This is a genomic window from Marinibactrum halimedae, from assembly GCF_021234875.1.
Classification (GTDB): domain Bacteria; phylum Pseudomonadota; class Gammaproteobacteria; order Pseudomonadales; family Cellvibrionaceae; genus Marinibactrum; species Marinibactrum halimedae.
Genome location: NZ_JAJQVM010000032.1, coordinates 34,854 through 56,670 on the forward strand (window position 1 = coordinate 34,854; position 21,817 = coordinate 56,670).

A 21,817-nucleotide genomic window follows, 5' to 3' on the forward strand; every position below is an offset into this window, starting at 1 on the left:
CGCTATCTTCGACGACCGATGCGTTCCGCTAAGGTTTCCCATTCTTCAGTTAGTGCTCGGGGCAGGCGCAGATCGTCGGCCATATTGACGATGGTTCTACCGGTGGCCGTGATGTCTGGTTCAAGGTCCTGAAATGCCTCAATGACAGCTTGCAGTCCGTCGGTTTCGGCCGCCAATCTCAGTGTCTGCCAGATCACGGGGTCATAGTAACGCTCTACCTTGAGTAAAATGGCCGCGCTTTGGCGCACAATACGGGCGTCGTTGCCGAAGTTATCCAAAAGCTGTTCAAAAGCGGTATCGCTTTCGGAGGAGCTGGGTGGGCGCATTTCGGCGAGGTGTTTAAAGTTCATCATTCTTAGGAAGACGGTGTCTTCATCTTCAATAACGTTATTCCCGCCATCGTTATTCCCGCCATCCCCAGGAGTGGGGGTTGGCGGGGTATCATTGATGGGGGGGGTGACCGGTGCGGGCGGGGTAAAACCTTGTGCCAGCACAATGCCGCTAACGCTGGTTTCGGCAATGCGCACGGGGCGACGAGCGTAGACGAGGGTGTTGGCGGTGAGCTGATCCCAAATGGCTTGCCACACGGTCGCGTCGGTATCAATGCGATGCACGGGCCGGGTGGGATAGAGTTTCAGCCGCAATAAATCCAGTTGCGGTAAGCGACGAGAGTGAAGTGGATGACCTGGGTTGAAAGGACCGGGATGTAACTTGTCTCGTTCTAACTGACCGGCGTAATGCCCGAAGTCCGCGTTGCTCATCGGCACCAGCACCACGATGTCGGCATCGTCTTTTTTCGCGAGGTCAATGTTCGGCAAGGCCATGGACTCCGCTTGAATGAGCGGCAGCTCGGCCTCGCGAATGGGGGCAATGTGCACGTCGAAGTGTTCCGGAAAAAATCGCTGTACACCACTGACCGGGTCGATGGCGTCAACGGGTAAGCTGCCCACGGGCGGCAGTAAGTCAAAGTAGTCCCGCGCGGTGAAGTTATTGTCTAAGCTGCCACTTTGGCGGCGGGTTAATACCTCGGCAAAGAGGGACTCGTAATAGCGAGACAAATCCGCTTGCACGTCACCGGGGCGAAGAGTATCGCGCAGGGGGTGTCTCAGCAGTTGTGAGTCCAGCCATTGGGGGCTGTCGTTGGCAATGGCAATCACCCCTAAGGTGACCCCATCTTCTTCAGGAAGGTACCCGCTGTCTCTGCCATCATCGCTCGTGTCTTTTGCTGCGCCCAAGTAGGTACGGATAAGTTGACTTCGCATATGTAGCGGATCTTGCTGGTTGAGTGTGGTGGGTAACTCCACTAACCCCAATTGCACCGATTCCGTAATCAATGCATAGTCGGCGCCGCGTTTGGCGGCAAGGTCGGTGGGGAAGACCTCCGCCACATCCGTGGCCACTTCTACGTATTTTAAAACGATGGCAAACAGGGCTCGGTTAAACTTTCGATAGCGGCCATGATTCAGTTGGCTGATGAGTGCCCGATCGCCCAAATCCACCAGCAGTCGGCTGCTCAGTTGCAGCACTCGTCCGGCCGGGGTGACGCCAAGGCCGGCTTCCACGGTTAGGAGGCCGGTGAATCGATCATACTGGACGTCCAACCCTCTCAAGATACCGTGGCCTAGGACTTTTCCCACTTCCCGCAGTCGCTCGTCTAGGTAGCGTTGGTCGCGCTCTAAATCTTCCGCAGTGAGTAATCGACCATCGAAGTAGTGGGTACGGGTCATCCGTGGGTCAATATCGGCGATGTGTTCAAGTCGCTCTCCGGCGGCCAAGGGGTCGCCCAGAGGCTGGAAAGTGACATGGCTCATAATCGTTCCTCTACAGGTCGTGGTCTTTTCTGGTGACGCTTTTCGTTTCCCTAACCATTTCTTGTGTCCGTCTGCTCTTTGACCAATTTATATTTCTTAAATTACTTTAATTATTTCTCTTAAGTCATTGTTTTAAATGTAAATATAAAGTTAATCACTAGAGTGATCACGCAACCACGCTAACTGGCTGGCGGTGACCACAAAGGGCCGTACCAAGTTATTCACGCCGATACGTTCTGGGTTCACGAGAATGTCGGTTAGGGTGTTGGTGTTGATTCGTAATCGCGCCAATAGCACTCGCGCACCTTTCTCCAACTCGTCAGACACATTCTCAGTAGCCACACCACGCGCGTCTAAGCCGCGCAAACATCGAGAATGCAGACGCAGGCGCTCGGCCATTTCGGTGCTCGTGCCCTCCACATTATTCAAATAGGTGTTTTCATCGTCAGTGAGCGTGGGTTCGGCGTCGCTGATGGGGGTGTGGCTGCCCCAAGGGGTAAAACGGGTCTCGGTGGCCGGAGGCAATTCGGGAATCAACTCCAAGTACACACTGTCGGCGGTGCGGCTGGGTTGGACTGGGTCTGTGCTTAAATTGAGTTTTCTGCTGAGCACGGGCTGACGGGCGATGGGGCAATCGCGATGACGAAGGGTCACTTTCAACCACAGTTGCTCGTCGGCCAGGGCAAAGCCTTCGGCTAAGGTGGCCTCGGTTTGGGCGTCTAGCCATTCCTGTAAGTCGATACAATAGGTTTCGTGGACCAATACTTCGCGACCTAAGCCATCTAAGGCGATGCCGGGCGTCACGTGAATATGCACATTGACGGTGTCGGTGTCATTCTCGTGGGACTCCGGCTCCAAACGTACGTGCAATCCGGCGACCGTACCAAAGCCGTGTAGCCAGTATTGGTGCCGATTCAAGCGCCGTCGGTGATAGGCTTGCTCGTCGCGGGTGGCCTCTAGGCCGAGCATCATCCCGGCTTCATAAGACACACGCCGCAAGGGCTCAGCCAGGTCGTCGTCCTGTTCCAACGTGGGTAAATCATCATGATCGGTCATGGTCCCGCTGCTCCTGAATGTTGTGTCTTAAATTAGGCCTGCGCATTCACATCTCTGGGCGAAAATGCCGCCGGGTTTTGTACGACATCGCCCAGCCCAACCTGGGTTGAATTCAGTTCTACCGGATTGGGTTTCGGCGTGTCTTCAATAAAGGTATCTACCCTCAACAACGGCGAGGTGCCGAGCACAAAGGGTTGATCAGTTTCAATAATCTGCCACTGCACATGGGCGGGCACCTGCTGGGGCAGAAACGCCTCAATGACAGGCCGTTTGTCGCGACCGGCCCCGTTGAGCACAATGCTTAACCGGTGGGCGTACTCTTTGAAAAACCGCTTTACGGCCAGCGCCTCTTCTTCATCGGCCAACTCGGGCGCAAAGAGGGCAAAAAAGGATTGTGAGTCTAAATCCGATAACACCAGGCTCTCGCCGATCAGGCTATTGCCACTCATGCCGGTGCCCAAGGTCAGAGGGTGATCTTGGTCGTCCATATGTCGCCCAAGAATGGTGGCCAGGGTGCGCCGCAGCCGAAAATTTTCAATCACCACCACTTCGCCGCGCTCGACACCGCCGTCGCTGACAATGTCTAACGCCAGCCGCAACCCCGACAAGGTGCCTTTAAAGGCTTGCACTAAGGTGGCTTGTTTGAGCCATCGGCGTTGACGGGCTTCTGGCCAATGGCGAGGCAATGGCGCGCCCAACGATTCCCCCAACCAATGCATGTGACTCATGGGGCCGGCGGTGGGGTGCAATAGTTGATCGCTGGCGGCGATGCGACCTTCGATGGGGGTCAGCATGCCTTCGAATGAGGCCAATAAGCGCTCCCGAAAATCCGCTCCATTCGCGGTTGACGTGGTATCGCTTGGGTCGACCGGGTGCTCTTGGCGTAAATATTCCGGTAAATAAACTTCTTGATACGAAAAGCGGGGGTAGTACACCCGCAGCGCGTGTAAAGCGGGGCTTTGTTTGCCGTTACCGTTTAATTGGATGCGCAGTTGCAAGTATCGGCCACGAAGCTGGCGCACCGCCCCCGATTGCCGTTGCAGGAGCACTTCAAATACCCCTCGTTCACGGCGTGCAGAGGAAGGCGGTGGTGAAGAAAGCGGCTGTGAAGAAAAAGGTTGCTGATACGGTATTTCCGAAGGCAGAGACGTCCATACCGGTTGCGGTTGTTCGATAATCTCGGCATCGCCACGGTGCGCTTCGGCGTGAAATACCCGAGCAGAGAGCGAAATTGCACAGCCGGTGGGAATGTAGGCATCCAGATAAACCCGATGCCAGAGCGTGTCTACCGCACCGGAGTCCAGCACCGTTTGCAACAGGGCGCCGCCCTCCAAGTGATAGTGGGGTTGGCGCAGCCCATGAAGTTCCCGTGGGCGCTCGGTAAACACAGGGTAATCTTCGTCCGACTCCGCTTGATAACGCACTTGGCCATCGGCGCTGGCGCAAAATCGGGGCACTGCTTGAGAAAGCATGGGGAAGCGTTCGTGCACCAGTGTGGCGACGGGCAATGCGGCACTGGGTTGATCTGGGGTGTGCGAAGCTGTCGTTGTAGATGAATTGATTTCTATAACAGGGCAATCTCGGCGTAAAAAGCCACTGTCCGCCGCTTCCCGCGGCGCGAGCAGGGCGAGTCGGTGTGTCTTCGTTGAGTGCAAATCAAGGGGGTGCAAATCAATGGCGAACGGGAGTTCAGCGTCCATTTGATGCCAGTGGATAGGACGTGACACATCGCTCAGCGTTCGAACCCCAATCCGTTGAGCGCCCTCAGTGTTATGGACGAGAAGAAACAGCGCCGAGTGGGTGCCATGGATCGATAAGCCATGCCAGTCGGCGGGAAGCGCTTGGCTCCACGAAAACGACAGCGCATTCGGGTTGACGACGTGAGGTTCAAACCGAGTGCCCTGGGGGGAATAAGGCAAGGGTAATGGTTGGCCCTGGCACAGCATGAGATGAGTATCGCCCAGCGCCCACACTTGGCCTTCGGTATCGAGCCAAACCCGAAACGGCGCAAAGGGCAGGGCGCAATGGGATTGCCAACGTCGTTGCAGATCAAATACCACCACTCCGTGTTGATCACTTTGATTACTGAAGCCTACGACCATTTGGCTGCTTTGGCTCAGAAACGCATCGGTAAATTCCCCTTCTGGCGGGGCCATTTCTGAAGGGACCATTTCTTGAGGGGCAATCGGGTTTAACTCATCGTCCAGTAAAGGCAGATAGCCGCGTCCGCTGTTGAATTCCACTCCTTGTCGGTCGGCTCGCAGTCGAGCAATTTGGCCATGTCGGTCGACCAGCAATGGGGTAGCGTTTTCCCATGCTGCCAGTGCGGTCGCGGGCTCACTGGCAGGGAGCCGCAAGGTTTGGTTTTGCGTCAACATCAATGCCCGATGGGTCGGGTGCCAATGCAGGCGGCTAGAGCCCTGTTCGAATTCTTCAGCGGTGCGCAGTAAAAAGTAGCGGGTATGATTCGTATCCATCGCCGCCTCCGTTAACACACTTCCGGAATGACGGGCACGGCGATGGCCGAGCCGGCCTCGTCCACATCATTGAGTTCTGCGGGGAGCTTGAGGGCATCGCCTACATTGCCGATGGCCACGCGAACCCCCTGCAAATCGGGCAGTTCATAGGGGGCTAACGCCAGCCCTTGTGGGTTGGACACCGTGCGCCACACCGTCTTCACTGGAACCCCCCGAGCCGTAGTGAGGGATTTGGCGGGGGGTTTGGATGCGCTTTTGCTTTTGCTTTTGCTTTTGGTCAACGCATCTTTGGTGCTTAGGTCGGTAATGGACAGCGTTTCTTTTGAAAAGAGGGCCAGCCCATTCACAGAGAGTACCCCGTCCACTTTCGCGACTTGGGTGAGTAACTCTTGTGGGCGAACACTGTGCCCCATGGGCCAACCTTGGCCCTCACGCCCGCCTGGTGCCAGTAACCATAGGTATTCTACGAGCGCGTGTTGCACGGCATTGAGGGTCATTTGTTCGGTTTGAGGGTCCTTCACTTGCACCATCACGCTCACGGCGATGGGCTGGTAAAGAGGGCTGAGTACATACAGTTCGGTGCCCACCAAGGTTCGCACCGACAAATAATCAAACACGTCCTTCAGCAAGCCTTTCGTGGGCTTAGGGGTATTGCCCATGGCGCGTTCGGCTGGGGGCAGCACAAACACACTGACGGTGCCTGGCACCTCAAAGCGTGCACTGTCGAGCGTAATGCCCGGTAAGAATCCGGGAATCACCTCGGTTCGCGCCACGGTATTCACCGGGTTGTTGAGGGTGATAAAGATAAAATCATCGACGGTGACGGCGCGATTACGGTGGGTGAGAAACGTGGGAATACGTTGTTCGGCTTGCTGCACCGTTTCGCCGTCGCGGCCGCCTTGCAAGGGTAAGTCGTGTCGCAGTTTATGGCGAGAGTGGCCTTCGACAAGTTCTTTAATGGTGCCGACCGCCAAGTTGGTATGGGCGCCGCCCCCGTAACGATAAGTGGCGATACGGATGCCAGCACCCACAGGTGGACGTTTGCCTGAGTGTTGCCCATCGCCAAAGTAAACCAACCCAGTTTCTCGGTTTAGTTGATACACCTGGGCGTGCTCCCCTTGATTGGCCAGAACATCTACCGCTCGCCAAGGAACCCAACTGCCGTGATCTTCGACTTCGAGCACTAAGGTGGCGGGGTCGACGTTGCCATCGGGCAAGGCCATGACCTGATCCGGTTGACCGGTGCCCACCCCTAACATGCGATCAACGCGCTGGCCTTGGGCGGCGACATCAATACCATTGATACCCAGATAACTTAGTTGCAACGTGGGTTCTTGTGGGCAGCGCAGTCGTAACCAAAACACCACACGCTGGGCACGCACGGCGTCATCCAACGCCGGCGGGAACGCCTTGGTGCCATCAAACATAGGGTCGGCGTTGGCGAAATCGGCGAAGAGTCCGCTGTTATTGGGGAGCCTTAAACGCACCACGCCCACTTGGCGACCGCCCATGGAGGTGTCGGATATCACCTCCAGTGGAAAATGACGGACGCCCAAGCTGCCGTCTTGGTTGGGCAACTGACTGACCAACTCCCACACGAGGATTCTCGGGAGAGCATCTTGAGGGTTGACGCTATCGGCGACTGCATCTGCCACTACTGTATCCGCCGCGATTAGATCATCAGCCGGTGCTAGCGCGATATTGATTCGAATACCCGCAACGTTGTCCCGCAGTGCCGCGATGTGATCGTCCAATTGCTTGGGGGCGATGGCCGCCAAGTAAACCGAGGTATCCAGCGCTTGTGACAGATCAATGGTGTCTCGTCCCACCACCAAACGTTTCGGGAGATACGGCTGAGGGGTTTCACCTCGGCGCAGGCCGTATTGTTCATGGAGGTCGTTCAGCGTCATGCCCAGCGCCCGCAATTCGTCGGTGCTCAGCGCTTGTTTTATCAACACTTGCAGGGTTAACGGCGTGGGCTGTACTTCTCCCAGAACGGTCAACGGTTGTTTGCCGGCGCGCAGTTGTGTGCCTGCTTCCACGAGTGGTGGCAGTTGGGCGCTGCTGGGGCTGGCGTCAATGCACACAACGCCCTGGCCGGGCAGGGCTGGTCGCAATGGAATTTGCAATAAATTTAAGAAAATACGGCGCTGGCGCTCCGGAATGAGGTTGGCGCGGTACAGCAGCGTTTCGGTGAGCCAAGCAAATAAATCGATGACGGTATGAATGGGGTCACCGGGCGATACCTGCGTGAGTTCTGGCAAATGCGCGGCCAACCGAGCTTTGGCTTCAGCGACTAAATCGTCGAAGCGTCGATCATCCAAATTCGGCACGGGTAACGGCATGGTTTACGCTCCCTGTTTCATCGGCTTACCCCTAAGCTCAGGGTTAAGCCCAATTCGTCTGATTGGTTCAGGTGTTTCATGCGATAACGAATGTGGAGATGCACATCCGCCGGGTGTTGTGGGCTGGGGCTGACCGAGACTTGCTCAATCACGATGCGCGGTTCCCACAGTTGTAGCGACTTTCGAATCACGCCTGCCATTAGGTGGCGGGTGGTTTCATTGTTGGGCTCATGCACGAAATTTAAGAGCCCGGCGCCAAAATCGGGCCGTTGCAAACGTTCTCCGGGTCGGGTCAGTAAAATATTGAGTAGGCTTTCACGAATACTGTCGTCGTCTCGCGCCCAACGCACCGAGCCATCTGCACCCACACCCTCTAGCGGCCAGCTGCGCACGTGCGGCAACGTGAGTGTGGGGCGTGGTAATGCGATGGCAGATTGGCTCATGATCTATTTCTCTATCTTTTTGCTCTGTTTATTTTTTCGCTGTTTGTTTTTTATTTACCGATCTTCGGAAAGGGCAAGCAGACCCTTACCCAGGGCAGCCAGAAGAACACAATGTTTAAAATCATTACCATGATCATCAACAGAATCATGGCCACGAGGGTGACTACCGGCAGGCTAAAACTGCATATCCATTGCAAACCGAGCCCGGCGTTTTGGGTGTCTTTCACTAAATCCGGCCCGATGCCGTCTTTGGTATTGAGGCTATTGACCATATCGAAGGTATCGCCGGGGGTAAGAAAGCTGGCCCCTTTCGCTAAGCCCCGCTTTAAATCCCGAAGGCTTGGCATTTGAATCAGAGAGGGGCGACTGGCTTCTGGGTCGAAGGGGGCGGCCACCCGAAAGGCCAACGAGCGCGCTTCACGCTCAGCCCAGTAAATTTGTTCTTTGCCGCCGTCGTTCAGGGCGCGCACAAACGGCACCACTTCAAAAACGTCTTCGGCGCGCTGGCCAAATTTGGGCAAAGGAATCTCTTTGGCGTTGGCCAGCGTTTGGGTGCGATAGCGCTGATTTAACTCGTGGCGCAGTTCATCGGCATCACTGGCGGTCATACTCAGGGTGAACGCAGTCATATTCATGGATTCGACCGAAGGCAAGGGCGTGAGTACCGCATTTGGATTGGTTGCTAAACGGGCTTCTTGAGTCACAATCCAAGGAACGAGCGGGTTCTCTTTGGCTCGAAAACACCCTTGCAGATAGGCCAACAATGAATAGGTTTGGAAGACCTTATGGCGCTGGAATAATTGTGCTCGATATTGCCGCTGTTGGGCATGAAGACGCTCGGCGGGGGTTAATAATTGGAAGCTTGAGTGCAAGAACGGATTAGGCTGAACGCCAAAGGGGGATTGAAAGCCCAATGGCGTTTGAAAACCAAAGGTCGTTTGAAAACCAAAAGATGTGGCTCCGAGCACGCGTTGCTCAAAAAAACGATGCTCAATAAAATTCAGGCGCGTGGCAATGGCTTCCAAACCCGCATTGGGCTTTTGCGGGGGTGTTTGGCCGAGGTGGCTTTCTTCAAGACGTCTTTCTCCGAGATGGTAGCGGGTAACCAACAACCTCAGTAGTTCGAACATGCCTTGAGACGGCACGCCTTTGACAATCGGTTTATCGTGTTGGCTTAACCACGGCTGCCCTTTGCCATTGCGATAGCCAAAGGGCCAAGGTAATGCCCGCGCAACGTAGTCTTGTGTTTGACTCAACGATGGCCCATCAATGGCCGCGAGGCTATTGCGCTCGTAATAAAATCCGCCTAAAGGTAAATACCCAAACAACAAAGTGTGTCGCTTGCCTTGTTCATCGTAGGCATCCAACGGGTGAAGCGGGTGTGTGGCTTCACCACTGTAAGCCGGTTTATCGGCGCGAGCGTGCACCACACCATTCGGGCACAGGCGCCGATCTAAATCGGGGTCACGAAAACTCGTTGGGGCGGGCAACCAGCCCAGTGATTCGCCGTCTTCTATTATCCACGCTTTCTCTTGGCCCCCATCTTTCCGGCGAATGACAAAGCCCGCGCTGGTAATTCGAGCTGGGTCGAGGGCGGGTTCACCAAAACGATGGCACACCGCCTCGCAACACACTACGTGAAAAGCGCGATGAGACGGCAGGCGCAACACGGGCTTTTGGTCATGAACACTGTGTTGCTCTTCCGCAAGCCACGCTTGGGTATCGGTCGAGTTCAGTTGTCCTTGCTGAATTTGTTGGCGAAAACGATTGATGAAATCTGCATCCAGATACCGCAGCAGAGCGCTGTTTGCATAAGCGTCTGTATGAGTGTTTTCATGAGAAAAGTAGGGCGCTTTTAAACGCACGGCATGTAGTTGAGTCATCGCTTCACCAAACATTGCCCGCCCCCGGTGTATAGGTGGTGCCCACCACGGAGGTGGCGATGACGGTATCGGCTTGCACGACGCCGCTAAAGCGCGATATGCCAGCATCTACCTGCACCATACTGGCCGACACACTCACTTGTGAGGCGTTGATGTTCACCGGGCCGCTGGCATTGATGTCGATGGACGACGGGCTGAGCGTCACCGATTGACCGCCCCGTTCGAGCTGAATTTCGCCGCCGCCGTCTTCGGTGACGGTAACTCGATAACCGGATCGTGTGCGCATCTCCACTTTGGGGCCTTGCTCATCGTTGAATTCCACCACGGTCCCGGCGGGGGTGCGTATCACGTATTGTTCTTCGTGCGAGGTGATGTCTTCGGGGGTGCTGGCATTGCCACACCAAAGGCTCCCCAGCACCAGGGGGGTGTCGGGGTTTAAAAACCCAATCACCACGGTTTCTTCTAACTTGGGTAGGGCGCTGACGCCATAATTTTGCCCTGCTGAGGGGGCGACAACACTGGCCCACAGCGCCACTTGGACGCTGTGCAATTGCACCTTAATACGCCCCCGTTGCTCGGGGTCATCGTTATCGATCACACGGCCCAGTTGCAGGGTATTTAATTGCCCCAGAGTATGAGGGTTCATCCGTTGGCCCCCCAGTCTGCGCGGTTCACTTTTAAGTGGGTTTCAAAGCCGGTGTCGTTATCAAACCGATGGGTGCAATGCACCACCTGGTATCGGCCCGCTAATCGGCGCGATACACCGGTAATCTCCACTTCACGACCGCTGTGCAACAGGGCTTCCCCCTGACACACCACCGAACCTTGCACAAAGCGTTTGGCTTGGCGGTGAAAATGCGCTTTCGCGTACGCTTCGGCCTCGGCGTTGCTGCGAGCAAAGGGGTGGGGAACCGACTCATCGCTGCCCCATTGCAACTCATGCAATTGATGCGCAGCGCTGGTGGCCGCCGGAGCCGGCTCGATCTGTTCGGCTTCGTAATTCGTTTCTTCATTGTCGGCGACGTTAAAACCGGAGACGGTGGTCAGCGTAGGTTGATGATTGACGTCGACGAGTAGTTTGATTTTCAGGGCGTTATCGTCGGCATCCACCTGCACGGGCTCTGGGTCCTCCTGCTCAGGCTTCGCGCGTAGTTGGCCATTTTCCAACCGCAGAGCAATATCGAATCGAGCCAGTAAGCGCAGTAAAAACGCGAGATGGCTTTCGTTTAATTGGTGCCAGTGGCTGGTTAATGTCGAGACATTCACATCCGGGGTTAGGCCGGCATCGCTGGCCACGGCTGAGATGACGTCGTTGGGGCTCATATCTTCGAAGGCTCGGCTGCCTCGGGTGCGAGCCAGTTTGTGCAATCCGTCCTGCAACAGCAGGGCAAGGGTGGGGGCGCCTTCGCCGTATTGTTCTTCAATGGCGGTGATGTCGCCGATAAACAGTGAGGTATCGTCCTCTTCGCCCATGAGAATTTCCACTTCGGTGCCCAGCGATAAATCCGCGAGGGTGAAATCCGGGTCGTCTTCACCCTCTGGTCGGCCCCAGTTACTTAGGGTTAATTCCGCGTGAGCACAGCCGCTGAGGGGAAGGTTCACCACCATTCCCACGAGTGCATCGTGCAAATCGTCGCGGGTTTCGCCATTCACGCGGAAGTTGGGTCGGGTGCTGACAAAAGCGGCGTCGGACATCAATTCGGGTTCCTTAAAGTTGGGGTTCCTTAAGTGAGCGTTCGATGAGGTTCAGTCAACCAACAGCCGTTCTTGGCGTTGGCGAATGCGATCAAGGGTCTCAGAGAGCTCAATTTCCGCCACCGATAACGGCTGTTGATGGGCACTAGGATGGGCTTCCGTTGACTCCACCACGGGCGCTTGAATATCGGCGATCACTTCATTAATAAACACAGGCATCTGTCATTCCTTTCGTTATTCGTTATTCGTTATTCGTTATTCGTTATTCGCTATTCGTTTTCGATACTGTCGTTTTTGTTGTTTACCTTCAGTCAAACCCCACGCCGGGTGGGATGGGCGGTGGAGGCCGATTTGATGAATCACGTGAAGGACGACTGCCTTGTGGAATATCGCGTAATGGCGTGCTGCCATTAATCGTGCTGCTATTAATAATGTCACCGGCATTCAGAGGGTGTGCTTTTGCTCCGCCTGTCGAAGACGCCCCCGTTGGGCTGAATGCCCCCGGAATGTTGGTGCCCAATTGATCTGAGGCGCCAAATCGAAACGCCGGGGTAGGGGCATGAGGTTGACCGGGTAGAGACGGAATACCTTGGCTGTTACCGACTCCTTTTAGTTGTACCGCCGAAGACATGGGCTGTGAGGGCACGGCCACCAATGGGCCACTGGGAAAACGCGGGTTTTCACAGCCATTAAACAACGCCGTTTCCCGCCAAGGTTGTGCTTTTTGGTTCCCACTACTGCCGGGCAGAGGTTGTGTGTTTTGATTGGGGGCCAGTGCGGCGGCTTTCTCGGCTCCGGCGCCTTCTGCGTCGGTCAGCGCATCACCGGCAGGTGCTTCGTCGCCTCCACCACCGGGGCCGTCTCTGTTGTCTCCTACTGCACTGTCTCCGCCCGCACCGTCACCACCGGGGTTACCACTCCCCGCACCGGATTTGTCGTCATTATTGCCCGTAGGGGTGAGCGTTGGCGGGTCACTGGTTTCGGCTGCCGCCACGCCGTCGGTTCGTTGCCGAAATTGAAAGCGGTCTTCTTTCAGTTTTAACGACAAGGTGGCGCGCAAGGGGCGGCCTTCTTTCGAGAAGAAATCTAGGGTTTCGTCGTAACTTTCAATTAGCCCCACAAACTCAAAACTGCCCCACTGGAACAAACAGCGCTTGGGGGCTTTTTTGCGATTGTTGGAGGCCGCTTGAGGTTTAAGGAAGGTCTCGGCAATTTTTTTCGTGAGGTTGCGAACATCCGAACCCTGCTCAATTTGATTGGCACGGCTGCCTGAAGACCCAGCATCGGTGGGGCTGCTGCTTGCCTCGCTGCCAGAGCCGGTAGAGTCCGATTCTTCCGTTGATTCTGAAGACGCCATATAGGTGGTATCAAAGAGTAATTCAACGGTTAAGGTCGACGAGCTTTTGTCGACAAATTGCGCGGCGCGGCTGTTGCCGTTGCGTTGATTTTCTTTCAACGTGTTCGATAAGCTCACCTTTAAGGAGGTGGGGTTGAACTGAACGTCGATGGCCTCGTCGGTTTGGGGCGTGTCGTTATTGCCCGTGACGGGGATGAGTTTGCCGCGTTCGGGGTGGCTCATGGCGTTTGCCCCCCAGAGCTGGTGTCATCGGCCGGTGCGGGTGCCGCGCGTTCCAGTTCTAACCCTTCATGCACCAAATGCACTTCTTCAATGGCCACTTGATTGGCCGTGGAATTTAAATCAGGCCCTTTGAATTTGGTGGGTAGTACGCCCGCGAGCTTCCAAGTCATCACCACCTGTTCTTGGGTTTTCAGCTCGGTTTTATTGTTGGAGCCTGAGGTGCGTTGAACGGCGGTTGGGTTACCCAGTACTTCGATTTCGCCATGCAGGCGATAGCCATAGTTGGCCCCACGGGTGGTGGCGTCAAACCACGACCACAAATCATTCATGGTGGTGACCCCTCGTTTCAGAATCATCGGGGCGAATTTGGTGATGCCTATGCGTTGCAGTTCTCCCCAGTTTCGGCCGCCTTCGTTGAGGGTTTTGGGTTCCATGGTGACTTCAAACCCCGTCACTTCACTGAAATGACCACTGCACAACAAATGATTGTTATCACTTTGATAGAGGCTCACGCGGAAGCGAAACGGGACGAACTCAGACATCGCCAGTGCCTCCTGAAGTCTTCCACGCACCCCTGGCATTACTGAACGTTAAACGGATGCGTTCAATGGGCAACGCGGGGGCGATGGCAATCTCAAAGACCATGACCCCGTCGCCAGACTCGTTTGACGCGGGTAAGTGAGGTTGAATATGAAAGGCCTCGTCAACAGTGCGACCACGCAAGGCACCCCGTTGATAAAGATTCCGAAAGAACGTGTCTAAAATCAGCCGTGGTCTCGGGTCGCGATAATCCACATTAAAAATCAGCTGTTCTCCCAACGCTCGAAGGGAGCGTTGCAGGTAGCCCAAAAACCGTTGCACTTCCGCTGAGCGATAGCCGCCGTAACGGCGGTCGTTCAGGCCGGTGTTGATGTCTTCAGGTGGCAGTGCCGGTACACATAAACGTTCGTCGTCCAAGCGCAGGGCGCCTCGGTGAAACCGCAGCACACTCACCCCCGGAGCGTGGCGTAAATCTAACGCTTGTGAGAGCGACAAGTGAGGAAAAGGACGTGCAGAGGCGACCAGTGGCGCTTCGGCAACGGATACCCAAATACCTTCTCGCTGGGCCATGGCGGCTTGCTTGCCGGTGATAATACCGACGCTGCTGCGCAGGGGGCGATCGGGTGCGCGCAAGTAGGGAAAGACCAGCTGCAATTGCCGTAATCGGTGGGCATCATTGCGTTGTTTCAGCTGTTCGAGCCACTCGGTCGCGGTGGGGTCGACTTGCGGTGATTGCGCGGCATTTTCCGCCACGGGCGCATAGGACAGTGGCAGTGAGAGCACCCATTGCCAATCTGGTCGCGCCTTTGCACTCCGTTGCAGTAAACCTTTTAGTACATCGGAAAACGGTAAGGGGTCAGGGGCATCGGGCAGTTCATTGCTGTGTCGACGTTCTCGGTGATTGTCTTGCGTCACTTGATTGTAAACTTGAGCACAAGGCCGAAATTGTGGGTCGGGGTTGGCGAGACGCACCCGAGGCACATCCGGAAGCTGAGCCGGTATTTGCAAGCGCTCAAGGTCTGGGCAGGCCACCGTGCCAATACGAGGTAGGATGAACAGGGTGGCCAACCCTCGCAACGTTTGTACATCGTGAAGTTGGGTCTGCTCTGTTGGGAAAAAGCCCGCTTGCCGCTCGTCTTCTGGAATTTTGACCACCCAAAGTTTGACGCCGCCATTGGCAAAAAAGTCATCCACGCACGGCGCCAGCCAAGGACGACCGCCCGCCAGCACACTTTGGTATTGGGTGCGACCGTTCAGGGCGGAGGGAAAAAGGTCATGAAATTCGGCGCGACTGTAAATGGGAATGGGGAGGTGCGAAAGCGACGCCAAAGGTTCTTGAGCCACCCCGGATTGCAGTTGACGCACGTGATCGCCAAAGCCAACCCGTTCGAGTTCATCCAGTAACGTAGGCATGGCCAACAAGCGATCCACATTCACACGCCCTGGGCAGTGCCCAAGAAACGCCACCTCTAACGCCACTGTTTTTGGCCGGTTGGGCCGTGGCGTGAGAAGAATGCGTGCGGCGAATCGTTCCTGTGTCATTCGTTGATGGCCTCCGTGTATGGCCTTTCGTTAATCGAGCTTTCGTTAATCGCGTTAAATGAACCTTGTTTTTGCTAGAACTGCTCTTGTTCGAGCTGTGTTTGCTTGAACTACTCTTGCTCGATGTATTCAACTGACAGCACCAATTCCTCAATGGCGACATCGCTGCCGCCTTTGGCCGTGAGAGTGGGGCCGGTCCATTTGATGGGCATGGCTTTTTTTAATTTCCATGTCACGACTGCCGTATCGCTGGTTGGGTCTTCGCTTTTGAGTTTGATGGTGACGTCTTTTTTGGAAATCACACCGGCGCGCACTTCATCCAGCCAACTGTTGATGTTACTGGCCCCCACAACGCCACGTTTTAAGGTCACGTCGCCGGCTTTATTGATGGCCGGCACTTTGGTGCAATAATTGGTAGGGGCGTTGCCACGGCGGTATTCGGCAATGGTGACTTCGGCATTGAGGTTGGAGACTTCTGAAAAGCCTCCTGCGATGTCGCCTTCGGTGCCATCGCCTAGGTCCACTAAATAGTTAAAAACGCTGTACGGAGTTTCTCGAAACTGTGCCATGAGGGGATCTCCAATCCATATTCATAGAGAGGCCGGCCACACTAGAGCCGTCCACACTTAACCACTGCTATCTCGTTATGGTCATCTAACTACGGTTGTCTAACCATTGCCGTCTGCGGTTTTCTGTCCGATTCGGAAAATCACAAACTCCGCTGGTTTCACCGCTGCCACGCCGATTTCACACACCAATCGGCCATTATCGATGTCGTTTTGGGTCATGGTGCTGCGATCGCAACGGACGAAATACGCGGTTTTGTCGGTGCCCAACAATCGGCCATTGGCCCATTCGTTGTACAAAAAACCATCGATAGTGAGTCGAACGTTGTCCCATAAGCGCTCGTTATTGGGTTCAAACACCACCCATTGGGTGGATTTTTCGATGGAGCGCTCTAAATACAGAAAGTAGCGCCGCACATTGACGTATTTCCATTCCGGGTCCGTCGAGAGGGTGCGACCGCCCCACACCCGATTACCGCCACTGGTGAGGGTGCGTAAGCAATTGATGCCCGCCGGGTTCAGCAATTCTTGCTGGAAGTGGTTGATGTCTTGGGCAAATCGCAGTGCAGACACCACCGGCTCGTTGGCTGGGGGCTTATGAACACCCCGTTGCACGTCGGTGTTGGCATAGACCCCAGCGATAAAGCCAGAAGGGGGAAGAGCGAGGGTATCGGTAAGGCCACGAGGGTCGGTAGTAACGACCCAGGGGTAATACATGGCGAGACGCGAGTCATCAAATACGGCTCCTAGATTACGGGCCTCTGATAAGGCCATACCTTCGCGACTGTCGACAATGCCCACGCGATAGCGCATTTTTCGACAGTGCTTGCGCATCTCGGTGATGACACCTCGGTGATGGGTTTCGGACAAGGCCGCTGCGGCTGGGGTCGCAATGATGGCGATGTCTTCAATGTCTTCCAGCGCTGCAAAAGCGGTGGAGCCGTCCACTTCATCGGTAACACCGGTATAGTGGGTGGTTTCTGGTTCAACGCCATCGTCGCCACCAGTGAGGGTAATCAGGTAACGAGGGCCGTCTAGATCCATTGGGTCGGAGGGGGCCATGGCGTCATCGTTGAACAAGTCGTACAACGCGGTCATGACTTCTCCAGCAGCAATGTCATTGGCGAATTCCACGCCTACAGGGCTTGATAGAGCATCAATGCGCTTGTTTGGCGTCATGGGCATCACGTCAATTAATGAGCCCGATCCTTCGTGACCCGTATTAATGGGGCCGTAGGTGTAAATGATAGGGTCATCTTTATCGCCATTGTGGACGGAAACAGAAAAGGTGCGTTGGGCGAGCTCTAAGCGAACAGACGGGGCCACTGTTGCTAGGGCGGATAAATACAAGGTACTGGAAGTCGTTATGCCGTCGTTTAAACCATTGTGATCTAGGGTGAATATTGTTCCAGCGCTATTAAGGGTCCCATAAAGATGGGTTAAAGCACCCCAACTATCTCCTCCGTAAAAGCTTGATAGATTCGTCGGTTCACTAAAGGTCAACATTGCTGCTGTGTCAGACACAAGCTCACCTACCGACGGGCGTCGTGCGGTAACGCGTGTATAAGTAATTGAGGTACCACCACCGTTCACCATATTAGCGATCACTAAATGATTGCCACCATCGACGATATCCGCCGCTGTGGTGGCCGTGGCGTCAGCGGCGGTAATCTCAGCGAGATCTTCGAGAATTTGGAAATTCCCCCCAACACGTCTGGCAATACACTGAATACCCATGGGAAAGCGTGCGCCATCGACGCTCCCATTGGCAATGGCATTGGCAGGCAGCCCGGTGGCATCAATGAAGACGATATCGTCTTCGGCTGGCGCACTGGTAATGACCGACACCAACAGATTTTCGCTGTCGGCCCAGTTCACCTCTAGCGTGAAATTGCCCATGGCGCCTGGGAAGCGTGAACGAAACGTTACATGGCCATCGCTGTCGCTCACCGCAGATCGGCCATCTGACCCGCCGTCAGGGGCAAACGCCCTAGCAACAAACAGCTGCTTACCGCCTTCATCAAAAAACGCTTTGGCGGCGAGTGCGGTGTAATTCACCGGCTGACTGCTGTCGCTGTAGTTGAGGTTGCTGATATCCCCGTAAATTCGTTGAAATTCGTTAAAACTGGTGACTACTTCAGGCCGCCCTCGAATCGGCCCAAAACGGGTTGGCCCCACCATGCCTGCCACACTGGTGCCGACACCTTCAATGGATTTTGAGCGGAAGCTGACTTCCTCGACGTACACACCCGGTGCAAGATATTCAGGCATGATTTTCTCCTTTCAGTTGGGGTCAACTGGGGTTGAGTGTTAAGTGATCTCGCATTGCAGATCGCACAATCAAACGGTCACCGGGAATCACCTCTAACCCGATGGGATCTATAAAATCGTTAATGTCGGTCGGACTTTCGATATGGGCGACGGGCAAACTGGTTGGGTCGATGGGCGTTGTGCCATCAATAGAATCTTGTGCCTGAATAGACAGAGTGGCGTTGTAGTGCGTTTGGCCCTCCGCCAGCGGCGGTAGCTGTGGCCAGGGGATCACCAGTTCGCCACGGTAGTCCGCTTGTCCGATGTACTGCTGAGGTTGAGCTAGGCCCGGTACGGTGATAGTCAATGTGGCCAGCGCCCATACGGCAGGCTCATTGTTGGATTGCCACCGCAGCGAGGCAAACAGCCCACCGACCGCTGTAACACGAGCCCCGATGGGGGTGGGGTAAAGAATAAGGCTACGACCCTCCGCCGTACCGACACTAATTGAAAACGAACGGGGGTTATAACGTCCTCTGGGGTCATGGATGTGACCAGACAGCGGGTAGGGTGCCGTCACCACGAAATTCCGTTGGGTTTCACTCGCTCGGCCTTCAATGATTTCCCCTACCGGGTTACGCAATAAGCCAGTTTTTCCAGCGGTATTGATCACTCGTAAATCCGAGGGGCGGGTGTCCAATTGCAACTCAATGGTGTGATTTAGGCGGCGCATATTATCCGGGTTCGCGTCTGAGCTTCCGTCCAACCAATAAATCACATCTGAGGCATGCAACACGTTGGTTTCTAGAGGAATAATGTCCATTGCGTTCACGCCTCACTTACCTAATCGGCCGGTAGGAAAAACACGGGTTTTAACATCGCCACCTTCGGTTCGCTGTGGATTCAAACGCAAGCGAACGGTTTTTGCGGTGTAAGGCATGGTTGAGGTGTAGGGCGATTCGAATACATCCCAAATACGCATTAAATCCTCAATCGACATCTCGTCCGGTGTAATATTGAGTAATTCCATTTGACCCCACTCATCGTCTATATCTTGTACGTGTGAAATATCAATTTGACTGTGATTGGCAATTTCCACCATCGCCCAGGCCATTAAGTCGGCTTCGACGGTGGCACTATTGGAATTGGCAATTAATAAAAAGTGCAAATTCACCGGTAATTCCGGGCTCGGGCCTTCATTACTCGCGCTGCCTTGTTGTTTAAAAAAGCGGGTGCGACCATGATCATCAATGGCAATGCGATGCAAATAAATACCCAATAAATTCCCAGAAAGGGTATCGGCAATATCGCTACTGCCCAGCAACTTAACGGTGGCATTGGTGGGCTCAGCGCTTAACTCTGCGGGCAAACGTTGTTTAAAAAAATTTTCCAGCGCAATTAATGCACCATGAACCCCTTTATATGAGGCCATAAAACTCCCTCAACAAAATTTATTTTGTTGTGACGCAATCAGACATAACGGTATTTCAAATAGACGGTGTGTTTGGTGGAGTCATGTCATCCTTTTCTAATTGTCGTATTTATTTTAATTTTATTGTTCCTGTTTTCGCTTATGCGAATAATAGGATTCACAATAGTACATTCTTAAAGTACCGACAAAATCGATTTTTCAGGACAGGGAATTTGAAAATCTATGAATATGGCGCCTAAATTTCTTGTCTATTTTTTTCTGGCTTTTTTTCAGTGATTAATTACGTTCATGGATTTCTTGTCAGTCTCAAGCGGAATTGAGAGGCACTTTTTTAATGAGAAAATGATAAAAGGAGGAAAGATTTTTCATGAAAAGAAATCAGCCAGTTTATTCTTAACGGTTTTGCTCAATAAGTATTAACCTATCTTTATGTTAGGTTAATTGAGTGTGTCTTAACTGTCACACAAAATGCTGTTTGATAACATTGAGATGCTTTGGTGTACAAAAATGTATCGAGGATACGCAAATGGTTAATTTATTACCTGTATTTTCTAAGTATAAATTTTTAATAGCTCTTTTTATTGTTCTGTGCGGGTTAAATGCCTACGCAGCAAAGTTAGTGGACCCATCACCCATTACTGTTCCTGAAGGCACCACGATAGAACAAATACAAACGGCCATTCAAGGGGCAATTGATGAAAAAAATTGGCAAGTCGAAAATCAAATAGATCAATTGATTGAGGCGTCCTACTCAGTACGAAGTCATAAACTGACGATGGCAATTTCCTACACTTCATCACAGATACAATTCGAATACAAAGATAGTGTGAATTTGAAATACAAAGAAAAGAAAGGGAAAAAACACATTCATAGAAATTACATGCCCTGGACGCAATCTTTGGCAGATCAAATCGCCAGAAATATAGCAATGGGGGAGGGATACACGCCGATTAAATTTGAAACAAAGCCCTTACCGCCTGCACGACCTAGGGCCTTTAATGATGCCACTGAAAATGCAAAACCAAAAGAATCGTTCTCCGCTTTCGGTAAATTTCAACTAGAAGCGGCCACGCTTTCCGAAGGGTATAACGATGTAGCTCAACATAATGGGGCAACACGGAATTTAACCATCAATTTAGACAACACTTTAATGCCGCAGCTTGCTCAATGGCAACGCCATAGCAATTCTGATCGAGCTTTAGTGATTAGACCTAACGTCGAGAGAATAAAATTCATTGGTAACGCCGCACGGGTCATGATTGGAGGGCATGCAGGAGAATCTTGGATGACGGTGCGAGTTTCCTTTGTGGATGCCGCTACCGGTGACCTTGTGGCCGAACCTCTATTGTACCGTAAAGCTGGGCAAGCAAGCCGTTACATAGGAGCTAAATTAGATTACAAAATGGTGGAGGATATGGCTCAAGATATTAAACAGTATATGATGAATAACTATGATAAACCGATGGGTGGGGGTGCATTTCCTCCTGCTCAGTTTCGCTAAAGACGTAGAGTAATTTAGTTCTCTTTAAGCCCCTGATTTGATCGTCAAGGCGGGCATTTTTATTGCATTCCCGTTTTATTATGTTATAACATAACATTAAGGCCAAGAATTAAAGCATACTCAATAATGGCCCGGTACCCCCTATAACCGTTCTTTCAGGCTAAACCGTTACGGTAAAATTACATTTATTAAGAAAGCGTTTTACGAGGCAGAATAATTGTATGGAACAACCTAATGTTGATCTGGTTCAACTAAGTACCGAGCAAATTCTGGAAGCGCCTGAATCAGACTATATGAATTCAGCACAACTGGAATTTTTTAGAGGTTTATTGATTGAACTCTACAATACAACCAACGAACGCATTCAAGCCGCCAAAGAGCTGATGGCCAGCCCGCCTGAAGTCAATGATGAAAATGATCGGGCCTCGTGGGAAGAGCAGTCTAATATGTCGTTAAGAATTTTAGAACGAGAACAAAAATTGTTGCCAAAAATTAAGGAGTCATTGTCTAGGATTCGGTCAGGCTCTTATGGGTACTGTCTAGAGTCCGGTGAGCCTATTGGCATACAACGCCTCTTAGCGAGGCCGACGGCAGAATATTGTGCTGAGGTAAAGGCGGTAAAAGAGATCAAGGAAAATGCTTATCGTGCCTGAGTCTTTTCTGGACGATAACAATGAAGATTTGATGGGTTTGAAAA

General features: G+C 53.4%; 18 protein-coding genes. 2 read left to right on the plus strand and 16 right to left on the minus strand.

Going from position 1 to position 21,817, the window contains the following annotated elements:
* Nucleotides 1-2: 2 nt before the first annotated feature.
* The 16 genes from LU351_RS16565 to LU351_RS16640 form a co-directional block, all read right to left on the minus strand.
* Nucleotides 3-1,727, minus strand: coding sequence for a hypothetical protein (locus tag LU351_RS16565; protein WP_232595205.1), 1,725 nt, complete (start codon nt 1,725-1,727; stop codon nt 3-5).
* 234 nt (nt 1,728-1,961) lie between these two features.
* A complete protein-coding gene (locus LU351_RS16570) occupies nt 1,962-2,867 on the minus strand; it encodes a hypothetical protein (RefSeq protein ID WP_232595206.1) in 906 nt (301 codons plus the stop codon).
* Nucleotides 2,868-2,899: 32 nt separating this feature from the next.
* Nucleotides 2,900-5,344: a phage tail protein gene (locus LU351_RS16575; RefSeq protein WP_232595207.1), complete on the minus strand. Its 2,445-nt coding sequence runs from the start codon at nt 5,342-5,344 to the stop codon at nt 2,900-2,902.
* 11 nt (nt 5,345-5,355) lie between these two features.
* On the minus strand, nt 5,356-7,689 hold the full coding sequence (locus LU351_RS16580) for a baseplate J/gp47 family protein (protein ID WP_232595208.1): 2,334 nt from the start codon (nt 7,687-7,689) through the stop codon (nt 5,356-5,358).
* A 17-nt stretch (nt 7,690-7,706) separates the two neighbouring features.
* Entirely contained in the window at nt 7,707-8,132 is a 426-nt protein-coding gene (locus LU351_RS16585) for a GPW/gp25 family protein (RefSeq protein WP_232595209.1), read from the minus strand.
* 50 nt (nt 8,133-8,182) lie between these two features.
* Nucleotides 8,183-10,015 carry a hypothetical protein gene (locus LU351_RS16590; protein WP_232595210.1) on the minus strand — a complete coding sequence of 611 codons (1,833 nt, stop codon included), beginning with the start codon at nt 10,013-10,015 and terminating at the stop codon, nt 8,183-8,185.
* Nucleotides 10,016-10,019: 4 nt separating this feature from the next.
* Complete coding sequence (locus LU351_RS16595) at nt 10,020-10,661, minus strand: phage baseplate assembly protein V (protein WP_232595211.1); 642 nt, start codon at nt 10,659-10,661, stop codon at nt 10,020-10,022.
* Nucleotides 10,658-11,710 (minus strand): phage late control D family protein, encoded by a 1,053-nt coding sequence (locus LU351_RS16600; RefSeq protein WP_332840163.1) that lies wholly within the window; start codon nt 11,708-11,710, stop codon nt 10,658-10,660. Before LU351_RS16600 ends, LU351_RS16595 begins: the two co-directional genes overlap by 4 nt.
* 51 nt (nt 11,711-11,761) lie before the next feature.
* Nucleotides 11,762-11,929, minus strand: coding sequence for a hypothetical protein (locus LU351_RS16605; RefSeq protein ID WP_232595212.1), 168 nt, complete (start codon nt 11,927-11,929; stop codon nt 11,762-11,764).
* Between the two features lie 88 nt (nt 11,930-12,017).
* Nucleotides 12,018-13,289, minus strand: a complete 1,272-nt coding sequence (locus tag LU351_RS16610; RefSeq protein WP_232595213.1) for a CIS tube protein — start codon at nt 13,287-13,289, stop codon at nt 12,018-12,020.
* Nucleotides 13,286-13,831, minus strand: coding sequence for a phage tail protein (locus LU351_RS16615; RefSeq protein ID WP_232595214.1), 546 nt, complete (start codon nt 13,829-13,831; stop codon nt 13,286-13,288). Before LU351_RS16615 ends, LU351_RS16610 begins: the two co-directional genes overlap by 4 nt.
* Nucleotides 13,824-15,371 carry a hypothetical protein gene (locus tag LU351_RS16620; RefSeq protein WP_232595215.1) on the minus strand — a complete coding sequence of 516 codons (1,548 nt, stop codon included), beginning with the start codon at nt 15,369-15,371 and terminating at the stop codon, nt 13,824-13,826. Before LU351_RS16620 ends, LU351_RS16615 begins: the two co-directional genes overlap by 8 nt.
* 110 nt (nt 15,372-15,481) lie before the next feature.
* Nucleotides 15,482-15,940 carry a phage tail protein gene (locus LU351_RS16625; RefSeq protein WP_232595216.1) on the minus strand — a complete coding sequence of 153 codons (459 nt, stop codon included), beginning with the start codon at nt 15,938-15,940 and terminating at the stop codon, nt 15,482-15,484.
* Between the two features lie 99 nt (nt 15,941-16,039).
* Nucleotides 16,040-18,208: a phage tail sheath subtilisin-like domain-containing protein gene (locus LU351_RS16630; RefSeq protein WP_232595217.1), complete on the minus strand. Its 2,169-nt coding sequence runs from the start codon at nt 18,206-18,208 to the stop codon at nt 16,040-16,042.
* A 22-nt stretch (nt 18,209-18,230) separates the two neighbouring features.
* Nucleotides 18,231-19,010, minus strand: a complete 780-nt coding sequence (locus LU351_RS16635; protein WP_232595218.1) for a hypothetical protein — start codon at nt 19,008-19,010, stop codon at nt 18,231-18,233.
* 12 nt (nt 19,011-19,022) lie between these two features.
* The gene (locus LU351_RS16640) at nt 19,023-19,619 is read right to left on the minus strand and encodes a Pvc16 family protein (protein WP_232595219.1); all 597 of its coding nucleotides are present in this window, start codon (nt 19,617-19,619) and stop codon (nt 19,023-19,025) included.
* 526 nt (nt 19,620-20,145) lie between these two features.
* Here LU351_RS16640 and LU351_RS16645 point away from each other — a divergent pair.
* Together LU351_RS16645 and LU351_RS16650 are read left to right on the plus strand one after the other, a co-directional pair.
* Nucleotides 20,146-21,120, plus strand: a complete 975-nt coding sequence (locus LU351_RS16645; RefSeq protein ID WP_232595220.1) for a hypothetical protein — start codon at nt 20,146-20,148, stop codon at nt 21,118-21,120.
* Nucleotides 21,121-21,341: 221 nt separating this feature from the next.
* Entirely contained in the window at nt 21,342-21,773 is a 432-nt protein-coding gene (locus LU351_RS16650; protein WP_232595221.1) for a TraR/DksA C4-type zinc finger protein, read from the plus strand.
* Nucleotides 21,774-21,817 lie beyond the last annotated feature (44 nt).

Excerpts from the sequence above, each read along its gene's own strand:
- LU351_RS16585 (WP_232595209.1), bottom strand. The coding sequence starts at position 8,132 with ATGAGCCAATCTGCCATCGCATTACCACGCCCCACACTCACGTTGCCG.
- LU351_RS16580 (WP_232595208.1), bottom strand. The coding sequence starts at position 7,689 with ATGCCGTTACCCGTGCCGAATTTGGATGATCGACGCTTCGACGATTTA.
- LU351_RS16590 (WP_232595210.1), bottom strand. The coding sequence starts at position 10,015 with ATGACTCAACTACATGCCGTGCGTTTAAAAGCGCCCTACTTTTCTCAT.
- LU351_RS16565 (WP_232595205.1), bottom strand. The coding sequence starts at position 1,727 with ATGACCCGTACCCACTACTTCGATGGTCGATTACTCACTGCGGAAGAT.
- LU351_RS16625 (WP_232595216.1), bottom strand. The coding sequence starts at position 15,940 with ATGGCACAGTTTCGAGAAACTCCGTACAGCGTTTTTAACTATTTAGTG.
- LU351_RS16605 (WP_232595212.1), bottom strand. The coding sequence starts at position 11,929 with ATGCCTGTGTTTATTAATGAAGTGATCGCCGATATTCAAGCGCCCGTG.
- LU351_RS16640 (WP_232595219.1), bottom strand. The coding sequence starts at position 19,619 with ATGGCCTCATATAAAGGGGTTCATGGTGCATTAATTGCGCTGGAAAAT.
- LU351_RS16630 (WP_232595217.1), bottom strand. The coding sequence starts at position 18,208 with ATGCCTGAATATCTTGCACCGGGTGTGTACGTCGAGGAAGTCAGCTTC.
- LU351_RS16570 (WP_232595206.1), bottom strand. The coding sequence starts at position 2,867 with ATGACCGATCATGATGATTTACCCACGTTGGAACAGGACGACGACCTG.
- LU351_RS16595 (WP_232595211.1), bottom strand. The coding sequence starts at position 10,661 with ATGAACCCTCATACTCTGGGGCAATTAAATACCCTGCAACTGGGCCGT.
- LU351_RS16615 (WP_232595214.1), bottom strand. The coding sequence starts at position 13,831 with ATGTCTGAGTTCGTCCCGTTTCGCTTCCGCGTGAGCCTCTATCAAAGT.
- LU351_RS16610 (WP_232595213.1), bottom strand. The coding sequence starts at position 13,289 with ATGAGCCACCCCGAACGCGGCAAACTCATCCCCGTCACGGGCAATAAC.
- LU351_RS16645 (WP_232595220.1), top strand. The coding sequence starts at position 20,146 with ATGGTTAATTTATTACCTGTATTTTCTAAGTATAAATTTTTAATAGCT.
- LU351_RS16600 (WP_332840163.1), bottom strand. The coding sequence starts at position 11,710 with ATGTCCGACGCCGCTTTTGTCAGCACCCGACCCAACTTCCGCGTGAAT.
- LU351_RS16650 (WP_232595221.1), top strand. The coding sequence starts at position 21,342 with ATGGAACAACCTAATGTTGATCTGGTTCAACTAAGTACCGAGCAAATT.
- LU351_RS16635 (WP_232595218.1), bottom strand. The coding sequence starts at position 19,010 with ATGGACATTATTCCTCTAGAAACCAACGTGTTGCATGCCTCAGATGTG.
- LU351_RS16620 (WP_232595215.1), bottom strand. The coding sequence starts at position 15,371 with ATGACACAGGAACGATTCGCCGCACGCATTCTTCTCACGCCACGGCCC.
- LU351_RS16575 (WP_232595207.1), bottom strand. The coding sequence starts at position 5,344 with ATGGATACGAATCATACCCGCTACTTTTTACTGCGCACCGCTGAAGAA.